This is a genomic window from Streptomyces sp. NPDC001933, from assembly GCF_042890955.1.
GTDB lineage: Bacteria > Actinomycetota > Actinomycetes > Streptomycetales > Streptomycetaceae > Streptomyces.
Window position 1 is genome coordinate 304,822 of sequence record NZ_JBIASS010000001.1, and the last position, 15,582, is coordinate 320,403.

Annotated in this window: 10 protein-coding genes; all 10 read left to right on the top strand. The window is 69.8% G+C overall.

Annotation, left to right across the window (positions count from 1 at the left end; translation table 11 throughout):
• The first annotated feature begins 6 nt into the window (after positions 1-6).
• The 10 genes from ACFYY7_RS01275 (at position 7) to rfbD (ending at position 15,420) form a co-directional block, all read left to right on the top strand.
• Positions 7-4,059, top strand: coding sequence for an Rne/Rng family ribonuclease (locus tag ACFYY7_RS01275; RefSeq protein ID WP_388655615.1), 4,053 nt, complete (start codon positions 7-9; stop codon positions 4,057-4,059).
• A 760-nt stretch (positions 4,060-4,819) separates the two neighbouring features.
• The gene (rplU, locus tag ACFYY7_RS01280) at positions 4,820-5,140 is read left to right on the top strand and encodes a 50S ribosomal protein L21 (protein WP_030921216.1); all 321 of its coding nucleotides are present in this window, start codon (positions 4,820-4,822) and stop codon (positions 5,138-5,140) included.
• Positions 5,141-5,154: 14 nt separating this feature from the next.
• A complete protein-coding gene (rpmA, locus tag ACFYY7_RS01285; protein WP_018103204.1) occupies positions 5,155-5,412 on the top strand; it encodes a 50S ribosomal protein L27 in 258 nt (85 codons plus the stop codon).
• 162 nt (positions 5,413-5,574) lie between these two features.
• A complete protein-coding gene (gene obgE / locus ACFYY7_RS01290) occupies positions 5,575-7,011 on the top strand; it encodes a GTPase ObgE (RefSeq protein WP_356078324.1) in 1,437 nt (478 codons plus the stop codon).
• A gap of 289 nt (positions 7,012-7,300) precedes the next feature.
• On the top strand, positions 7,301-8,800 hold the full coding sequence (locus ACFYY7_RS01295) for a bifunctional cytidylyltransferase/SDR family oxidoreductase (protein ID WP_351251188.1): 1,500 nt from the start codon (positions 7,301-7,303) through the stop codon (positions 8,798-8,800).
• A gap of 133 nt (positions 8,801-8,933) precedes the next feature.
• Positions 8,934-10,979 (top strand): hypothetical protein, encoded by a 2,046-nt coding sequence (locus ACFYY7_RS01300; RefSeq protein WP_388655617.1) that lies wholly within the window; start codon positions 8,934-8,936, stop codon positions 10,977-10,979.
• 157 nt (positions 10,980-11,136) lie between these two features.
• The gene (locus ACFYY7_RS01305) at positions 11,137-12,348 is read left to right on the top strand and encodes a glycosyltransferase family 2 protein (protein WP_388657065.1); all 1,212 of its coding nucleotides are present in this window, start codon (positions 11,137-11,139) and stop codon (positions 12,346-12,348) included.
• Positions 12,349-12,485: 137 nt separating this feature from the next.
• Positions 12,486-13,556 carry a glucose-1-phosphate thymidylyltransferase gene (locus ACFYY7_RS01310; RefSeq protein ID WP_351251783.1) on the top strand — a complete coding sequence of 357 codons (1,071 nt, stop codon included), beginning with the start codon at positions 12,486-12,488 and terminating at the stop codon, positions 13,554-13,556.
• Positions 13,553-14,539 (top strand): dTDP-glucose 4,6-dehydratase, encoded by a 987-nt coding sequence (gene rfbB / locus ACFYY7_RS01315; protein WP_124717742.1) that lies wholly within the window; start codon positions 13,553-13,555, stop codon positions 14,537-14,539. Before ACFYY7_RS01310 ends, rfbB begins: the two co-directional genes overlap by 4 nt.
• Positions 14,536-15,420 carry a dTDP-4-dehydrorhamnose reductase gene (gene rfbD, locus ACFYY7_RS01320; RefSeq protein ID WP_388655619.1) on the top strand — a complete coding sequence of 295 codons (885 nt, stop codon included), beginning with the start codon at positions 14,536-14,538 and terminating at the stop codon, positions 15,418-15,420. Before rfbB ends, rfbD begins: the two co-directional genes overlap by 4 nt.
• The last annotated feature ends 162 nt before the right edge of the window (positions 15,421-15,582 follow it).

Consider the following 15,582-nt stretch of genomic DNA (forward strand, 5'->3'; position numbering starts at 1 on the left):
GCCCGCATGCCCCAGTCCAACGAACCCGGCACGACCGGGAACGCCGAAGAGAACAACGCACCCGGAGACAAGCTGCCGCCGCGCCGCAGGCGCCGCGCAGCGTCCCGCCCGGCCGGTCCGCCGGTGGCGGAAGCCCAGGCTTCGGCCGCGCCCGCCATACCGGCCGTTGACGCCGCAGTGTCCGAAAAGCCCGCCGACGCCGAGAGCGCCGCGACGGCGGAAGCCGCGCCGCCCGCCCGCACGCGCCGTCGTGCGGTCCGCAAGGCGACCGCCCCGGCGGGCGCGCCGCAGGCCGCCGAGGTGACCGAGGTCGCCGCGCCGGTTGCCGAGGCCGAGGTCGAAGAGGCCGCAGAGGTCGTGGAGGCCGCGCCTGCGCGTCCGCGTCGTCGTGCGGTGCGCAAGGCGACTTCCCCGGCGGGTGCGCCGAAGGCCGCCGAGCCGGTTGCTGAGCCCGAGGCCGCCGAGCCCGAGGCCGAGGTCGTGGAGGCTGCGCCCGCGCGTCCGCGTCGTCGTGCCGTCCGTAAGGCGACCGCTCCGGCGGGTGCGCCGCAGGCCGCCGAAGCCGTGGAGATCGTCGAGGAGGCACCGGCCGCCGTCGAGCCCGAGCCGGCCGCCGAGATCGCCGAGCCCGAGCCCGCCGCGCCGCGCGGTCGCACCCGGCGAAGGGCGTCGGCCCCGGCCGGTGCCCCGCAGCACGTCGAGCCGGTCGTGGAGAGCGCCGCGCCTGCGGTCGCCGAGGCGGAAGAGGTCACCGAGCCCGTCGCCGAGGCCGTCGAGGCCCCGCGCGGCCGTCGCCGTGCGGTCCGCAAGGCGACCTCCCCGGCAGGCGCGCCGAAGGCCGCCGAAAAGACCGAGGAGACCGGCGAGAGCGTGCCCGAGGCCGCCGCCGAGAAGCCTGCGGCTGAGCCCGCTGAGCCCGCTGAGCCCGCTGAGCCCGCTGAGCCCGCTGAGGCTGAGGAGGCCGCGCCGCGCGGCCGTCAGCGCCGCCGGGCCACCGCCCCCGCCGGCCGGCCGGAGTTCACGGCCAAGGCCGAGGAGCCCGTACGCAAGAGCCGTCGCGCCGCGCGCCCCGCCGTTGCCGTGTTCCAGGCGCCGGTCTTCGCCGAGCCGATGTTCCAGACCCCGGAGACCGCGGCCGCCGCTGCGGCGGCGTCGCGCTACGAAGAGGTCGAGGCCGAGGAGGAGGCCGAGACGGTCGAGGAGCCGACGGCCACCGTCGAGGCCCCGGCCGCCGAGGCCGCGCCGCAGGGCGGTTCGCGCCGCCGTCGCCGCCGTCGCGGCGAGGTTGCCGAGCCCGAGCAGGCCGTGGCTCCCGTGGAGGAGCCGGCCGAGGAGGAGCCGGAGACCGAGGCAGAGGCCGAGGCCGAGCACGAGGGCGAGGGCGAGGAGACGGACGAGTACGGGGACCGGCCCTCGCGCCGTCGCCGTCGTGGTGGCCGTCGCCGTCGTCGCGGCGAGGCCGCCGAGGGTGACGAGGCCGCCGAGCAGCACGGCGACGAAGCCGCCGCCGACCACGCCGAGGACGAGCAGGAGCGCGCCCAGGAGCCCGAGGAGGAGGACGAGGACCACGAGGCGTCCGCCGCCGGTTCGAGCAGCAGCCGCCGCCGGCGCCGCCGTCGTCGTCGCAGCGGGGATGTCTCCGCCGACGCCGACAGCGGCACGGACGACCCGGAGCGCACGGTCGTCAAGGTGCGCGAGCCCCGCAAGAAGGAGGAGCGGGAGCCCGGCACCGGCTTCGACGAGGTCCAGTCCATCAAGGGCTCGACCCGTATGGAGGCCAAGAAGCAGCGCCGCCGCGAGGGCCGTGAGCAGGGCCGCCGTCGCGTCCCGATCATCACCGAGGCCGAGTTCCTGGCCCGCCGCGAGGCCGTGGAGCGGGTCATGGTCGTCCGCCAGAACGGCGAGCGCACTCAGATCGGCGTCCTCGAGGACAACGTGCTCGTCGAGCACTACGTCAACAAGGAGCAGGCCACCAGCTACGTCGGCAACGTCTACCTGGGCAAGGTGCAGAACGTACTGCCGTCCATGGAGGCCGCCTTCGTCGACATCGGCAAGGGCCGCAACGCCGTCCTGTACGCCGGTGAGGTCAACTTCGAGGCGCTCGGCATGGCCCACGGGCCGCGCCGTATCGAGACCGCCCTCAAGTCCGGCCAGTCCGTCCTCGTCCAGGTGACCAAGGACCCGATCGGCCACAAGGGCGCCCGCCTGACCAGCCAGGTCTCGCTGCCCGGCCGCTACCTGGTCTACGTGCCCGAGGGCTCGATGACCGGCATCAGCCGCAAGCTGCCCGACACCGAGCGGGCCCGGCTGAAGACCATCCTCAAGAAGATCGTCCCCGAGGACGCGGGCGTCATCGTCCGTACCGCCGCGGAGGGCGCGAGCGAGGACGAGCTGCGCCGCGATGTCGAGCGGCTCCAGCAGCAGTGGGAGGACATCCAGAAGAAGTCGAAGAGCACCGGCAGCTCCAACGCGCCGACCCTGCTCTACGGCGAGCCGGACATGACCGTCCGGGTCGTCCGCGACATCTTCAACGAGGACTTCTCCAAGGTCATCGTCAGCGGCGACGACGCGTGGGAGACCATCCACGGATACGTCTCGCAGGTCGCGCCCGACCTGACGGACCGCCTGTCGCGGTGGACCTCCGAGGTCGACATCTTCGCGACGTACCGGATCGACGAGCAGCTGATGAAGGCGCTGGACCGCAAGGTCTACCTGCCGAGCGGCGGCTCGCTGGTGATCGACAAGACCGAGGCGATGGTCGTCGTCGACGTCAACACCGGCAAGTTCACCGGTCAGGGCGGCAACCTCGAGGAGACCGTCACCAAGAACAACCTGGAGGCGGCCGAGGAGATCGTGCGCCAGCTGCGGCTGCGCGACCTCGGTGGCATCGTCGTCGTCGACTTCATCGACATGGTGCTGGAGTCCAACCGGGACCTGGTGCTACGGCGCCTGCTGGAGTGCCTGGGACGCGACCGTACGAAGCACCAGGTCGCCGAGGTCACGTCGCTGGGCCTGGTCCAGATGACCCGCAAGCGGGTGGGCCAGGGTCTGCTGGAGTCCTTCTCCGAGACGTGCGTCCACTGCAACGGCCGCGGTGTCATCGTGCACATGGAGCAGCCGACCACGGTCGGTGGCGGCGGCAAGCGTTCCAAGAAGCGCGGCCGGGGCGTCGACCACGAGCACGTGGCCGAGGCCGAAACCGTGACAGAGGTCGAGACCGAGGCCGAGGTGGCTGCCGAGGTGGCCGCCCCGGTTGCGCTGCCCGAGCCGGAGTTCGTGCCGGACGAGGAGCTGTACAGCAGCCCGGCCGAGGCCGAGGCGGCCGCCACGCGCGGCCGGGGCCGTCGCCGCGCGACCCGTAAGGCAACGGCCCCGGCCGGCGCCCCGAAGGCCGCGGCCGCCGCTGCCCCGGCCGTCGTCGAGCCGGAGCCGGTCGTGGTCGCCGAGCCCGAGCCGGTCGTGGAGCCGGAGCCGGTCGCCGAGGCACCGGCCCCGGTGGTCGAGGAGGCCCCCGCGGCCGAGGCCCCCCAGGGCCGTACGCGCCGTCGGGCGACCCGGAAGGCGACCGCCCCGGCGGGCTCGCCCGCCCCGGTCGAGCCGGTCGCCGAGGCGCCGGCCGCCGAGATGGTCGAGCAGCCGGAACCGGTCGTCGAGGCCGCGCAGCCCGAGGCCGCACCCGAGGAGGTGGCCCCCGAGGCCGCCCCGCCGCGTGCGCGTCGCCGGGCGACCCGCAAGGTCACCGCCCCCGCGGGCTCGCCCGCCGGTACGGACGGGGCGGAGGTCGTCGTGGTGACCGCCACGGCCGAGCCGAAGCTGGAAGCCGAGCCGAAGCCCGAAACCGAGCCGACGCCCGACGCCGAGACCGCCGAAACGGCCCCGGCCAAGAAGGCGGCCCGCAAGACCGCCAAGAAGGCCACCGCCAAGAAGGCGGCCACCAAGAAGACGGCTGCCAAGAAGACCGCCGCGAAGAAGACGACGGCCAAGAAGGCAGCAGCCAAGAAGACGGTCGCCGCCGAGAAGTCGCCGAAGTCCGCCGTCTCGGCCGACGCCGAGGCGTAGGCGACAGCCAGCGGATAGGAGAGGTGCTGTCCCCCGGAGGGGGCAGCACCTCTCCATTTTTGTCCCGCAGCTCGATACCGCGGCGTTGCATATGGACGTGCAAGGGCCCGCCAATTGACGTCGACAGCCGCGCGGAAGCTCTTGAGGGCGAGCCGCTCCATCGCGGTTCGGACCGGGACTCGGCCGGACCAGCCGCTGCGCATCAGCAGCCCGGTCGGTCTCGCTCCACGGGACAGCCCGTGGCCGCCGCCGAGCCCGTAACCCCCTTCTCCTGCTGCTGATGCCTGGGCCGGAACGGGCCGAATTTCCCCATCCGGAAACACGCATCGGTGCCGGAGCCGACGATCTCGCGGCCCGCCAGATTTGGGGTCATCGCAAATTCAGAGGCAGCAGCTCCGGCATTTTCTGCTCGTTTTTTCTTGCTTCTGCCGGCGATGCCGAATGAATTCCCGGTGAGGGTCGGCGGGCATCGCCTCCGGGGCGCGGAGCGAAGGTGCCGGGGGGGGGTGCCGGGGCTGAACCGCGTGCCCGGTCCGTCGGCTGCCGCGGATCATGCCGGAGACCCGGTTTGACCGTCAGGAGGCGGCCCCGTAATCTTGTCCATCGGCGTGTTTTTCCATGCGCGCCTTCCCCTGAGCACATTCCTCCCGGCGGATCCGTTCGTCAGGAGAGGCCGCTCATCCTTCCGGATCGTCGCGGGCCCCGGCCTGCGCGGGCGGCTGGCATCAGGGGCTCCGTTCAGAGCGAGAGAGAGATCCGCGTGTACGCCATCGTGCGCAGCGGTGGCCGCCAGCACAAGGTTGCTGTCGGTGACATCGTTGAGGTTGACAAGATTTCCACTGCCCAGGTTGGCGACACGGTCGAGCTCTCGACCCTGCTCGTGGTCGACGGCGACGCCGTGACCAGCGACCCGTGGGTGCTGGCCGGGATCAAGGTCCAGGCCGAGGTCGTGGACCACCACAAGGGCGCGAAGATCGACATCCTTCGCTACAAGAACAAGACCGGCTACCGCCGTCGCCAGGGTCACCGCCAGCAGTACACGGCGATCAAGGTCACCGGTATCCCCGCGGCTGCGAAGTAAGGGACTGAGGAGACATGGCACACAAGAAGGGCGCATCGTCCACCCGGAACGGGCGCGATTCCAATGCTCAGCGGCTCGGCGTGAAGCGCTTCGGCGGTCAGGCCGTCAACGCCGGTGAGATCCTGGTCCGCCAGCGCGGCACCCACTTCCACCCGGGCACGGGCGTCGGCCGTGGCGGCGACGACACGCTGTTCGCTCTCGCCGCCGGTGCGGTCGAGTTCGGCACGCACCGTGGCCGCAAGGTCGTGAACATCGTTCCGATCGCCGGCTGATTTTCGGCGCTCGTCGAGCGGTTTCTGCGGAGGCGGACCTCACTTCCCGTACGGGAAGCGGGTCCGCCTTTCGCGTGTTTCTCCCATGAGAGACGGCTTTCTCCGCCATGGGGACAGCACGAGTGAGACATTTCTGCATGTATGTAACTGGAGGTTTCAACCATGACCACCTTCGTGGACCGCGTCGAGCTGCATGTCGCCGCGGGTAACGGGGGCCACGGCTGTGCCTCCGTACACCGTGAGAAGTTCAAGCCGCTCGGCGGTCCCGACGGCGGCAACGGCGGCCGCGGCGGCGATGTGACGCTGGTCGTCGACCAGGCGATCACCACGCTCCTCGACTACCACCACCACCCCCACCGCAAGGCCACCAACGGCCAGCCCGGCGCGGGCGACAACCGTTCCGGCAAGGACGGCCAGGACCTGGTCCTGCCGGTGCCCGACGGCACGGTCGTGCTCGACGGCAACGGCGATGTGCTCGCCGACCTGGTCGGCCAGGGCACCACGTTCGTCGCCGGCCAGGGCGGCCGCGGCGGCCTCGGCAACGCCGCGCTGGCCTCCGCCCGGCGCAAGGCCCCCGGCTTCGCGTTGCTCGGCGAGCCCGGTGAGGCCCGGGACATCGTCCTGGAGCTCAAGACCGTCGCCGACGTCGCGCTGGTCGGCTACCCGAGCGCCGGCAAGTCCTCGCTGATCTCCGTGCTGTCTGCGGCCAAGCCGAAGATCGCCGACTACCCCTTCACGACCCTGGTCCCGAACCTCGGCGTGGTCACCGCGGGCAGCACCGTCTACACCGTCGCCGACGTCCCCGGCCTGATCCCGGGCGCCAGCCAGGGCCGCGGCCTCGGCCTGGAGTTCCTGCGGCACGTGGAGCGCTGCTCGGTGCTGGTGCACGTGCTGGACACCGCGACGCTGGAGTCCGACCGGGACCCGGTCTCCGACCTCGACATCATCGAGGAGGAGCTCAAGCAGTACGGCGGCCTGGAGGACCGGCCCCGCATCGTCGTCCTCAACAAGGTCGACATCCCGGACGGCCAGGACCTCGCCGACATGATCCGTCCGGACCTGGAGGAGCGCGGCTACCGCGTCTTCGAGGTGTCCGCCGTCGCCCACACCGGTCTGAAGGAGCTCTCCTTCGCGCTCGCGGGCATCGTCGCCGAGGCGCGTGCGGCCAAGCCGGTGGAGGTGGCGACCCGGATCGTCATCCGCCCGAAGGCCGTCGACGACGCGGGCTTCACCGTCACCCTGGAGGAGGACGGCATCTACCGGGTGCGCGGCGAGAAGCCGGAGCGCTGGGTGCGCCAGACCGACTTCAACAACGACGAGGCCGTCGGCTACCTGGCCGACCGGCTCAACCGCCTCGGTGTCGAGGACGCACTGATGAAGGCCGGTGCCCGTGCGGGCGACGGCGTCGCCATCGGTGCCGAGGACAACGCGGTCGTCTTCGACTGGGAGCCGACCCTGGCTGCCGGTGCGGAGATGCTCGGCCGTCGTGGCGAGGACCACCGGCTCGAAGCACCGCGCCCGGCGGCGCAGCGCCGCCGCGAGCGCGAGTCGGAACGCGACGAGGCCCAGCGCGAGTTCGACGAGTTCAACCCGTTCTAGACCGCGCACCGGCCCGCCGGACAGGCTGTTCCGCAAGCCTGTCCGGCGGCCGCGCACGTTCTCCGCGTCATACGTCCGGGGGAACCGGACCCGCTCAAGGGTGAATCATGCCGCTCACTCGTGTGGCGTCGGTCACCTGGCCAGGAAGCGCTAATTCCGGTATTCGCCCTGATCGCAAGGCAACAAAAGGTTTCGATACGGCATGCGGTGGCCGACGTCCACCTTGCGAGACGGTAACGGAGAGTGCAACCATCGCGGTATCTCCCAGCCCTCGCAAGGTAGGTCGTCTGTGTCTGCTCAGCACATAGCCAAAGCCCGAACCACAGCAGTCGTGCTCGCCGGCGGTACCGGCCAGCGCGTGGGTCTGTCCATTCCCAAGCAGCTGCTGAAGATCGCAGGCAAGGCTGTCATCGAGCACACGCTGTCGATCTTCCAGCAGGCCGACTCCATCGACGACGTCATCGTGCTGATGGCTCCGGGCTACGTGCCCGACGTGGAGAAGATCGTGGCCAAGGCGGGGCTCACCAAGGTCACCAAGGTGATCGAGGGCGGCTCCACGCGCAACGAGACCACCGAGCGTGCCATCGCGGCGCTCGGCGAGGGCCTGGCCGAGGGCGAGGACCGCAACGTCCTCTTCCACGACGCCGTGCGCCCGCTGCTCTCGCAGCGCGTCATCAAGGACTGCGTCGACGCACTGGACCGCTACCAGGCGGTCGACGTCGCCATCCCGTCCGCGGACACGATCATCGTGACCCGCACCCACGGCGGCGACGGCGAGTTCATCACCGATGTGCCCGACCGCTCCCGGCTGCGCCGTGGCCAGACGCCGCAGGCCTTCAAGCTCTCCACGATCCGCCGGGCCTACGAGGTCGCAGCCGGCGACCCGAACTTCCAGGCCACCGACGACTGCTCGGTCGTGCTCAAGTACCTCCCCGACGTACCGATCTACGTCGTGGCCGGCGACGAGTACAACATGAAGGTCACGCAGCCGGTCGACGTCTTCATCGCCGACAAGCTCTTCCAGCTGGCCTCCACGGCCGCTCCGCAGCCGGCCGACGACGCCGCCTACCGCGAGCTGCTCACCGGCAAGACCCTCGTCGTCTTCGGCGGCTCGTACGGCATCGGCGCGGACATCGCGACGCTCGCCGAGTCCTACGGCGCCACCGTCTACGCCCTGGGCCGCTCCACCACCGGTACGCACGTGGAGAACCCCGAGCACATCGACGAGGCGCTCTCCAAGGCGTACGCCGACACCGGCCGCGTCGACTACGTGATCAACACCGCGGGCGTGCTCCGCATCGGCAAGCTCGCCGAGACGGACAGCGCGGTCATCCAGGAAGCGCTGAACGTCAACTACCTGGCACCCGTGCAGATCGCCCGCGCCTCGTACAAGTACCTCGCCGAGACCAAGGGCCAGCTGCTGCTCTACACCTCCAGCAGCTACACCCGGGGTCGCGCGGAGTACAGCCTCTACTCGTCGACCAAGGCCGCCATGGTGAACCTCACCCAGGCGCTCTCGGACGAGTGGGCGGCCGACGGCGTGCGGGTGAACTGCGTGAACCCCGAGCGCACCGCCACCCCGATGCGCACCAAGGCGTTCGGCGACGAGCCCGCGGGCACGCTGCTCTCCTCGGAGGCGGTCGCCCGGACCTCGCTCGACGTGCTGCTCTCGGAGATGACCGGCCACGTCATCGACGTACGCCAGCAGGACCCGACCCGGGGTGCCTCCGAGGCGTCCGGTTTCGAGCAGGCCCTTGCCGCTGTCCTGGACCGACAGGCCGATGTGTAATACTGCTTGACAATCGATTATTCGGACCCCTGCAGTCGCCGAGCGCGAACTGCAGGGGTCCGAATTCGTGAAGCTCTGTCTTCACATTCCCCTCGTAAGGTAAACAAGTCGGCACCCTCGGGAGCGGTACTTCGTGATTTCGAAAGCCATGCGTTTGGCTCGGGTGGGCAGCGGTTCGGAGCTGGCCGCCGCGCTCCTGGTGGCTCTGGGGTTCCCGTGCATAATGCTCGCGGCGATAATCCCCAATCTCTGGTTCTTCGCCGCGGCCACCGCGGCCACCTATCTCGCGGACCGGTATCTGCACCATTGCGGCAGCTACCTGATCAACCGGCTCGCCGCGGTGCGGGCAGGGCTTTCGATCCGCTTCCTGGTCCGGCAGCTGCTGCTCGTCCTGCTGCTCTCCCGCATGGGATACGGCGAGGAGACGCTCTTCTACGTGACGGTCGCCTGCCTCCTGGCGTTCTACGGACTCCAGGCGCCGCAGAGCGCGATGGTCACCCTGATCCGGCTCCGCCGCAAGCTTCCGGTGGTCACCCGCAACATCGACCTGGCGTCGGTGCGGATAGCGGATGCCCCGCCGCAGAGCCTGATGAGCCGGCCCGCGGAGAAGATGCTGCACCTGGACGTCTTCTCGATGGTGGGTGTGCTCGTCGCGGTCGAGACCGGCAAGGACGCCATCGCGTACATCGGCCTCGGCCTGACGCTCGTTCTCGCGGTCTGCTACCTGGCGGCGCTGCTGCCGTACGTCCGGCCGAGCCGGCTCGTACCCCCGGAGACCAAGGTCCTCAACGCGGTGGGCGACTGGCTCGCCGAGTACCGGCCGACCGTGATGCTGTACTTCTCCGGCTCCAAGGACTCCGCCTACCAGGTCAACATGTGGCTGGAGACGATGGCGCAGCTCGACGGCCGGCCGATGATCCTGCTCCGTGAGCGCAACATCGTTCCGCAGCTCGCCACGACCTCGGTGCCGGTGCTCTGCGTGCCCGGTGGCGTGCACCTGATGAACCTGGACCTCTCGTCGGTGCGGGTCGCGCTCTACGCGGCCAACGTCGGCAAGAACATCCACCTGCTGCGGGTGCCGACGATGAAGCACGTCTTCATCGGCCACGGCGACAGCGACAAGATCGCCAGCGTCAACCCGTACAGCAAGGTGTACGACGAGGTGTGGACCGCGGGCCGGGCCGGCCGCGACCGTTACGCGCTGGCCGACGTAGGGGTGCGCGACGAGGACATCGTGGAAGTGGGCCGCCCGCAGCTGGCCACCATCCAGTCCTGGTCCGGTACGCAGAAGAACCCGATCCCGACCGTGCTGTACGCCCCCACCTGGGAGGGCTGGGACGACAACCCGGGCAACACCTCCCTGCTGCTGGCCGGCGAGAACATCGTCAGGCGGCTGCTGGAGGCCGAGCAGCCGGTCCGGCTGCTGTACAAGCCGCACCCCTTCACCGGCACCCGCAGCGCCAAGGCCAAGGCCGTGCACCTGCGTATCACCGCGATGATCGAGCAGGCCGCAGCCGAACGCGCCGGCGACCCCCGCTGGGCGGAGCAATCGGCCGCGCTCCAGGGCGAGCAGGCCGCGGCGCGGGCCGAGCTGGTCCGTATCGAGGCGCGGCTGGCCGAGCTGGCCGGCGGTGGCCGCACCGCCCGGGACGAGGCCGAGCTGTCCCGGGACTCGCTGGCCGACCCGGCGCGCGAGGCCGAGACGGCGAAGCTCAAGGACGAGTGGAACGCCGCGTCCTGGCGTGCGCAGGGCTGGTGGGAGCACCGGGTCATCACCGGCGCCCAGATGCGGCTGTACGACTGCTTCAACGAGTCGGACGCCATGGTCTCGGACATCTCCAGCGTGGTGTCCGACTTCATCGCGAGCGGCAAGCCGTACGCGGTCACGGACTCGGCCGAACTGGGCGAGGAAGAGTTCCGCCGGCAGAACACCGCGGTGCGTGCCGCGGTGATCCTGTCCAACTCGGCGGCCGAGCTGGACGAACTGCTCACCGCGGTGACATCTCCGGCCACGGACGCGAGGGCGGACGCCAGGCGCGAGCTGAAGCAGTACCTCCTCGGGCCGGACGAGCCCACCTCGATCGTGCAGTTCGACACGGCCGTGAAGGAGCTCGCGGTCAAGTCCGACGCCCGGAACACCGGAGTGGCGAAGAGCCTGGGTGAACCCGTGGGCGGCTGAGAAGTCGACCATTCGCCTTACATGATCGAGCAAGGCCCGGCATACCCCCCAAAGGGTTGTGCCGGGCCTTTGTGATGAGTGTCACCTTTTGGCCGCGTGGCGTGAGACAACCAATGCACCGGGTCGGCTGTCTTCTGTTTGTGTGAACGAGACGCAAATTCCTGACGTGACTGTGGTTGTCGGTGCATATGAGGCGATGCCCTACCTCATCCGTTGTCTCGAATCGGTGGAGGCGCAGACCCTCGGCGCCGACCGCATCGAAATCGTCGCGGTCGACGACGGTTCCACCGATGGAACGGGCGAGTACCTGGAGGAATTCGCCGCGCGGTCGAAGGTCCCGGCGAGAGTGGTAAGACAGAAGAACTCCGGCGGGCCCAGCGGGCCGCGCAATGTGGGTATCGACCTGGCCCGCGGCCGCTATGTGTTCTTCCTGGACGCCGACGACTACTTCGGTGACGAGGCCCTGGAGCGGATGGTCGCCATGGCCGACCGGGCGGGCACCGATGTGGTGCTCGGCAAGGTGGTCGGCGTGAACCGGGGAGCGCCGCAGTCGATGTGGCGCGCCACCAAGGAACGGGTCGACGTCTACAATTCCAAGGTCATTTACACCCTGAGCGCCCAGAAGCTCTTCCGGCGTGAACTCCTGGAACGTCTCTCCTTGAGATTCGACGAGAATCTCAAGACCGGCGAGGACGCCCTCTTCACGATGGAGGCGTATCTGCGAGGCGCCGGGATCTCGGTGATCTCCAATTATGTCTGCTATTACCTGGTGGGCCGTGACGACGGGAAGCACGTCACGAAGAGCGGCACCTATGAATGGCGCTTCGACTCGATGCGCGCCATGATGGCTCTCATTCACCGGATCGAGCCCGCCGGGCCGAAAAGAGACTTCCTCATGGTCCGGCCCTTCACCGTCGGGATGCTCCAGCAGTTCGGCCCCGTGGTGCTGAAGGATTCCGAGGAAGTCCGGCGGCACAAGATGGAACTCGCGGCTCCACTCATGGACGCGTACTGGGACGACGGCGTGGCCCGGCTGATCAAGGTGTCCGAGCGGCTGCGTCTCGCCTGTGTGGCACGGGGCAGGCCGGACCTGCTCGTCGAGATGGTGCGGTACATCCGGGCGAAGACGGTCCCGGACGTGGTCGGCTCGCGCGACGGCCGGACGCTCTACCTCGCGTACCCGCACTTCCGCGACCGTTCGGTCGGCCTGGCCGACTCCAATTACGAGGTCACCGTGCCGGACTGGCACGACGGCAAGCGGATCGACCGGCCGAAGGTCGCCGCCCGCCGGGCCTCGCTGTCCCGGCGGGTGGTCCGCAGGATGCGCCGCGACGTGCGGCGATGGAAGGCGCGGCTGACCGTGGAGTGACAGCCGCTCGTCCGCCGGGCGGACTCCGAGCGAACCCGCAGGACCGTTTCGCTGAAAAACACTCAGAAAAGCTCAGTAAAATCGTTCGGACGTCGCGCCCGCGACAGGACCGACAGAACACCATGGGGACTGGTCACGTGAAGGCTCTCGTACTATCCGGAGGGGCCGGCACCCGCCTGCGTCCCATCACACACACCTCGGCCAAGCAGCTGGTTCCGGTGGCGAACAAGCCCGTGCTGTTCTACGGGCTGGAAGCCATCGCGGAAGCGGGAATCACCGAGGTCGGCATCATCGTGGGCGACACCGCCCCCGAGATCCGTGAGGCGGTCGGTGACGGTTCCGCGCTCGGCATCGAGGTCACCTACATCCCGCAGGACGAGCCGCTCGGCCTCGCCCACGCGGTGCTGATCGCCCGCGACTTCCTGGGCGACGACGACTTCGTCATGTACCTCGGCGACAACTTCATCGTCGGCGGGATCACCGGTCTGGTGGACGGGTTCCGCGCGGACAGGCCCGATGCGCAGATCCTGCTGACGCAGGTGCCCAACCCGACCTCCTTCGGCGTCGCGGAGCTCGACGCCGACGGCCGGGTGGCGGCGCTGGAGGAGAAGCCGAAGGAGCCCAAGAGCGATCTGGCGCTCGTCGGCGTCTACCTCTTCACCCCCGCCATCCACGAGGCGGTCCGCTCGATCGAGCCGTCCTGGCGCGGCGAGCTGGAGATCACGCACGCCATCCAGTGGCTGATCGACCAGAAGCGCGACGTGCGCTCCACCACGATCCGCGGCTACTGGAAGGACACCGGCAACGTCACCGACATGCTGGAGGTCAACCGGACCGTCCTGGAGGCCGTCGAGCCGTTCCAGGAGGGTGCCGACGTCGACGCGGACAGCGAGATCATCGGCCGCGTCCGGATCGAGCCGGGCGCCAAGGTCAGCGGCAGTCGCATCGTCGGGCCCGCGATCATCGGTGCCCGTTCGGTGATCAGCGGCGCGTACGTGGGCCCGTTCACCTCGGTCTCGGAGGACGTCCGCATCGAGGACAGCGAGATCGAGTACTCCATCGTTCTGCGGGGCGCCTCCATCGCGGGTGTCCGCCGCGTCGAGGCGTCGCTCATCGGCCGTGACGTCGAAGTGACCCCCGCCCCCCGTTCCCCGTCCGCCCACCGACTCGTGCTCGGCGACCACAGCAAGGTGCAGATCTCTTCATGACCACCAACATCCTGGTGACCGGCGGCGCCGGCTTCATCGGCTCGCACTACGTCCGTACGGTGCTCGGCCCCGAGGGCCCCGGCGACATCGCCGTCACCGTGCTCGACAAGCTCACCTACGCGGGCAACCCGGCCAACCTCGACGAGGTGCGAGACCACCCCGGTTTCCGGTTCGTGCAGGGTGACATCTGCGACCCGGAGCTGGTCGCCAAGCTGATGGCCGAGCACGACCAGGTGGTGCACTTCGCCGCCGAGTCCCACGTGGACCGTTCCATCGACGGCGGCGCCGAGTTCGTCCGTACCAACGTGGTGGGCACCCACACCCTGATCCACGCCGCGCACCTGGCGGGCATCAAGACCTTCGTGCACATCTCCACCGACGAGGTCTACGGCTCGATCGACGAGGGCTCCTGGCCCGAGACCCACCCGCTCGCGCCCAACTCGCCGTACTCCGCGGCCAAGGCGTCCAGCGACCTGATCGCGCTCTCGTACCACCGCACCCACGGCCTCGACGTGCGGGTGACCCGCTGCTCCAACAACTACGGGCACCACCACTTCCCCGAGAAGGTCATCCCGCTCTTCGTCACCAACCTGCTGGACGGCAAGACGGTCCCGCTCTACGGCGACGGCGCCAACGTCCGCGACTGGCTGCACATCGACGACCACGTCCAGGGCATCGAACTGGTCCGCACCAAGGGCCGGGCCGGCGAGGTCTACAACATCGGCGGCGGCACCGAGCTCTCCAACAAGGAGCTCACCGGCCTGCTGCTGGACGCCTGCGGCGCCGACTGGGACACCAGCGTCACCTACGTCGAGGACCGCAAGGGCCACGACCGCCGCTACTCGGTCGACTGCACCAAGATCCGCGAGGAGCTCGGCTACGAGCCCCGCAAGGACTTCCGCACCGGCCTCGCCGAGACCGTGCAGTGGTACCGCGACAACCGCGCCTGGTGGGAGCCGCTGAAGGACCGGGCCGCCCTGTGAGCGCCGTCTGGCTGGTCACCGGAGCCGCCGGGATGCTGGGCCAGGACGTCCTGGCCCGGCTGGCCGGTGAGGACGTCACCGCCGTCGCCGCGGACCGGGCGGCACTGGACATCGCCGACCCGGAGTCGGTACGGGCGGCCTTCGGGAAGCACCGCCCCGCCGTCGTGGTGAACTGCGCCGCCTGGACCGCGGTCGACGACGCGGAGTCCCAGGAGGACGCCGCGCTGCGGGTCAACGGCACGGGCCCCGCCGTCCTCGCCGAGGCCTGCCGCGAACACGGCGCCGTTCTCCTTCAGGTCTCCACGGACTACGTCTTCGCCGGTGACGGCGAGAAGCCGTACGCAGAGGACGACCCGACCGGACCGCGCAGTGCCTACGGCCGCACCAAGCTGGCCGGCGAGCAGGCCGTGCTGAGCACCCTGCCGGAGACCGGTTACGTGGTCCGCACCGCCTGGCTGTACGGCGCGGGCGGCGGCAACTTCGTCCGTACGATGATCAAGCTGGAGGGCGTCAAGGACACCCTCGACGTGGTCTACGACCAGCGCGGTCAGCCCACCTGGACCGTCGACCTGGCCGACCGGCTGGTCCGGCTGGGGCAGGCCGCCCTCGCGGGCACCGCTCCGGCAGGCGTCTACCACGGCACCAGCGGCGGCGAGACGACCTGGTTCGGCTTCACCCGGGAGATCTTCCGGCTGCTCGGCACCGACCCGGAGCGGGTCCGCCCCACGACCAGCGAGGCCTTCGTGCGGCCGGCCCCCCGGCCCGCGTTCAGCGTGCTGGGCCACGACCGCTGGGCCGCGGCCGGGATCGAACCGGTCCGGAACTGGCGGGCGGCACTTGAGGAAGCATTTCCGGCACTTGTCGCGGCAGAACGACCATGATCACAACGGCCGTGATCATCAGTTGACCGTATGGCTGGTCGAATCTCGTCGAATTTCAAAGAAATTTATAACCAAGGTTTACATCGGGGAGAACGCTTACATCACAGTGCGGTCATGAGGTAACTTCGCCGGGAACCAGACCAGTTGGTTTCCTCCGAAGGG

Excerpts from the sequence above, each read along its gene's own strand:
- ACFYY7_RS01275 (WP_388655615.1), top strand. The coding sequence starts at position 7 with ATGCCCCAGTCCAACGAACCCGGCACGACCGGGAACGCCGAAGAGAAC.
- rpmA (WP_018103204.1), top strand. The coding sequence starts at position 5,155 with ATGGCACACAAGAAGGGCGCATCGTCCACCCGGAACGGGCGCGATTCC.
- obgE (WP_356078324.1), top strand. The coding sequence starts at position 5,575 with ATGACCACCTTCGTGGACCGCGTCGAGCTGCATGTCGCCGCGGGTAAC.
- rfbB (WP_124717742.1), top strand. The coding sequence starts at position 13,553 with ATGACCACCAACATCCTGGTGACCGGCGGCGCCGGCTTCATCGGCTCG.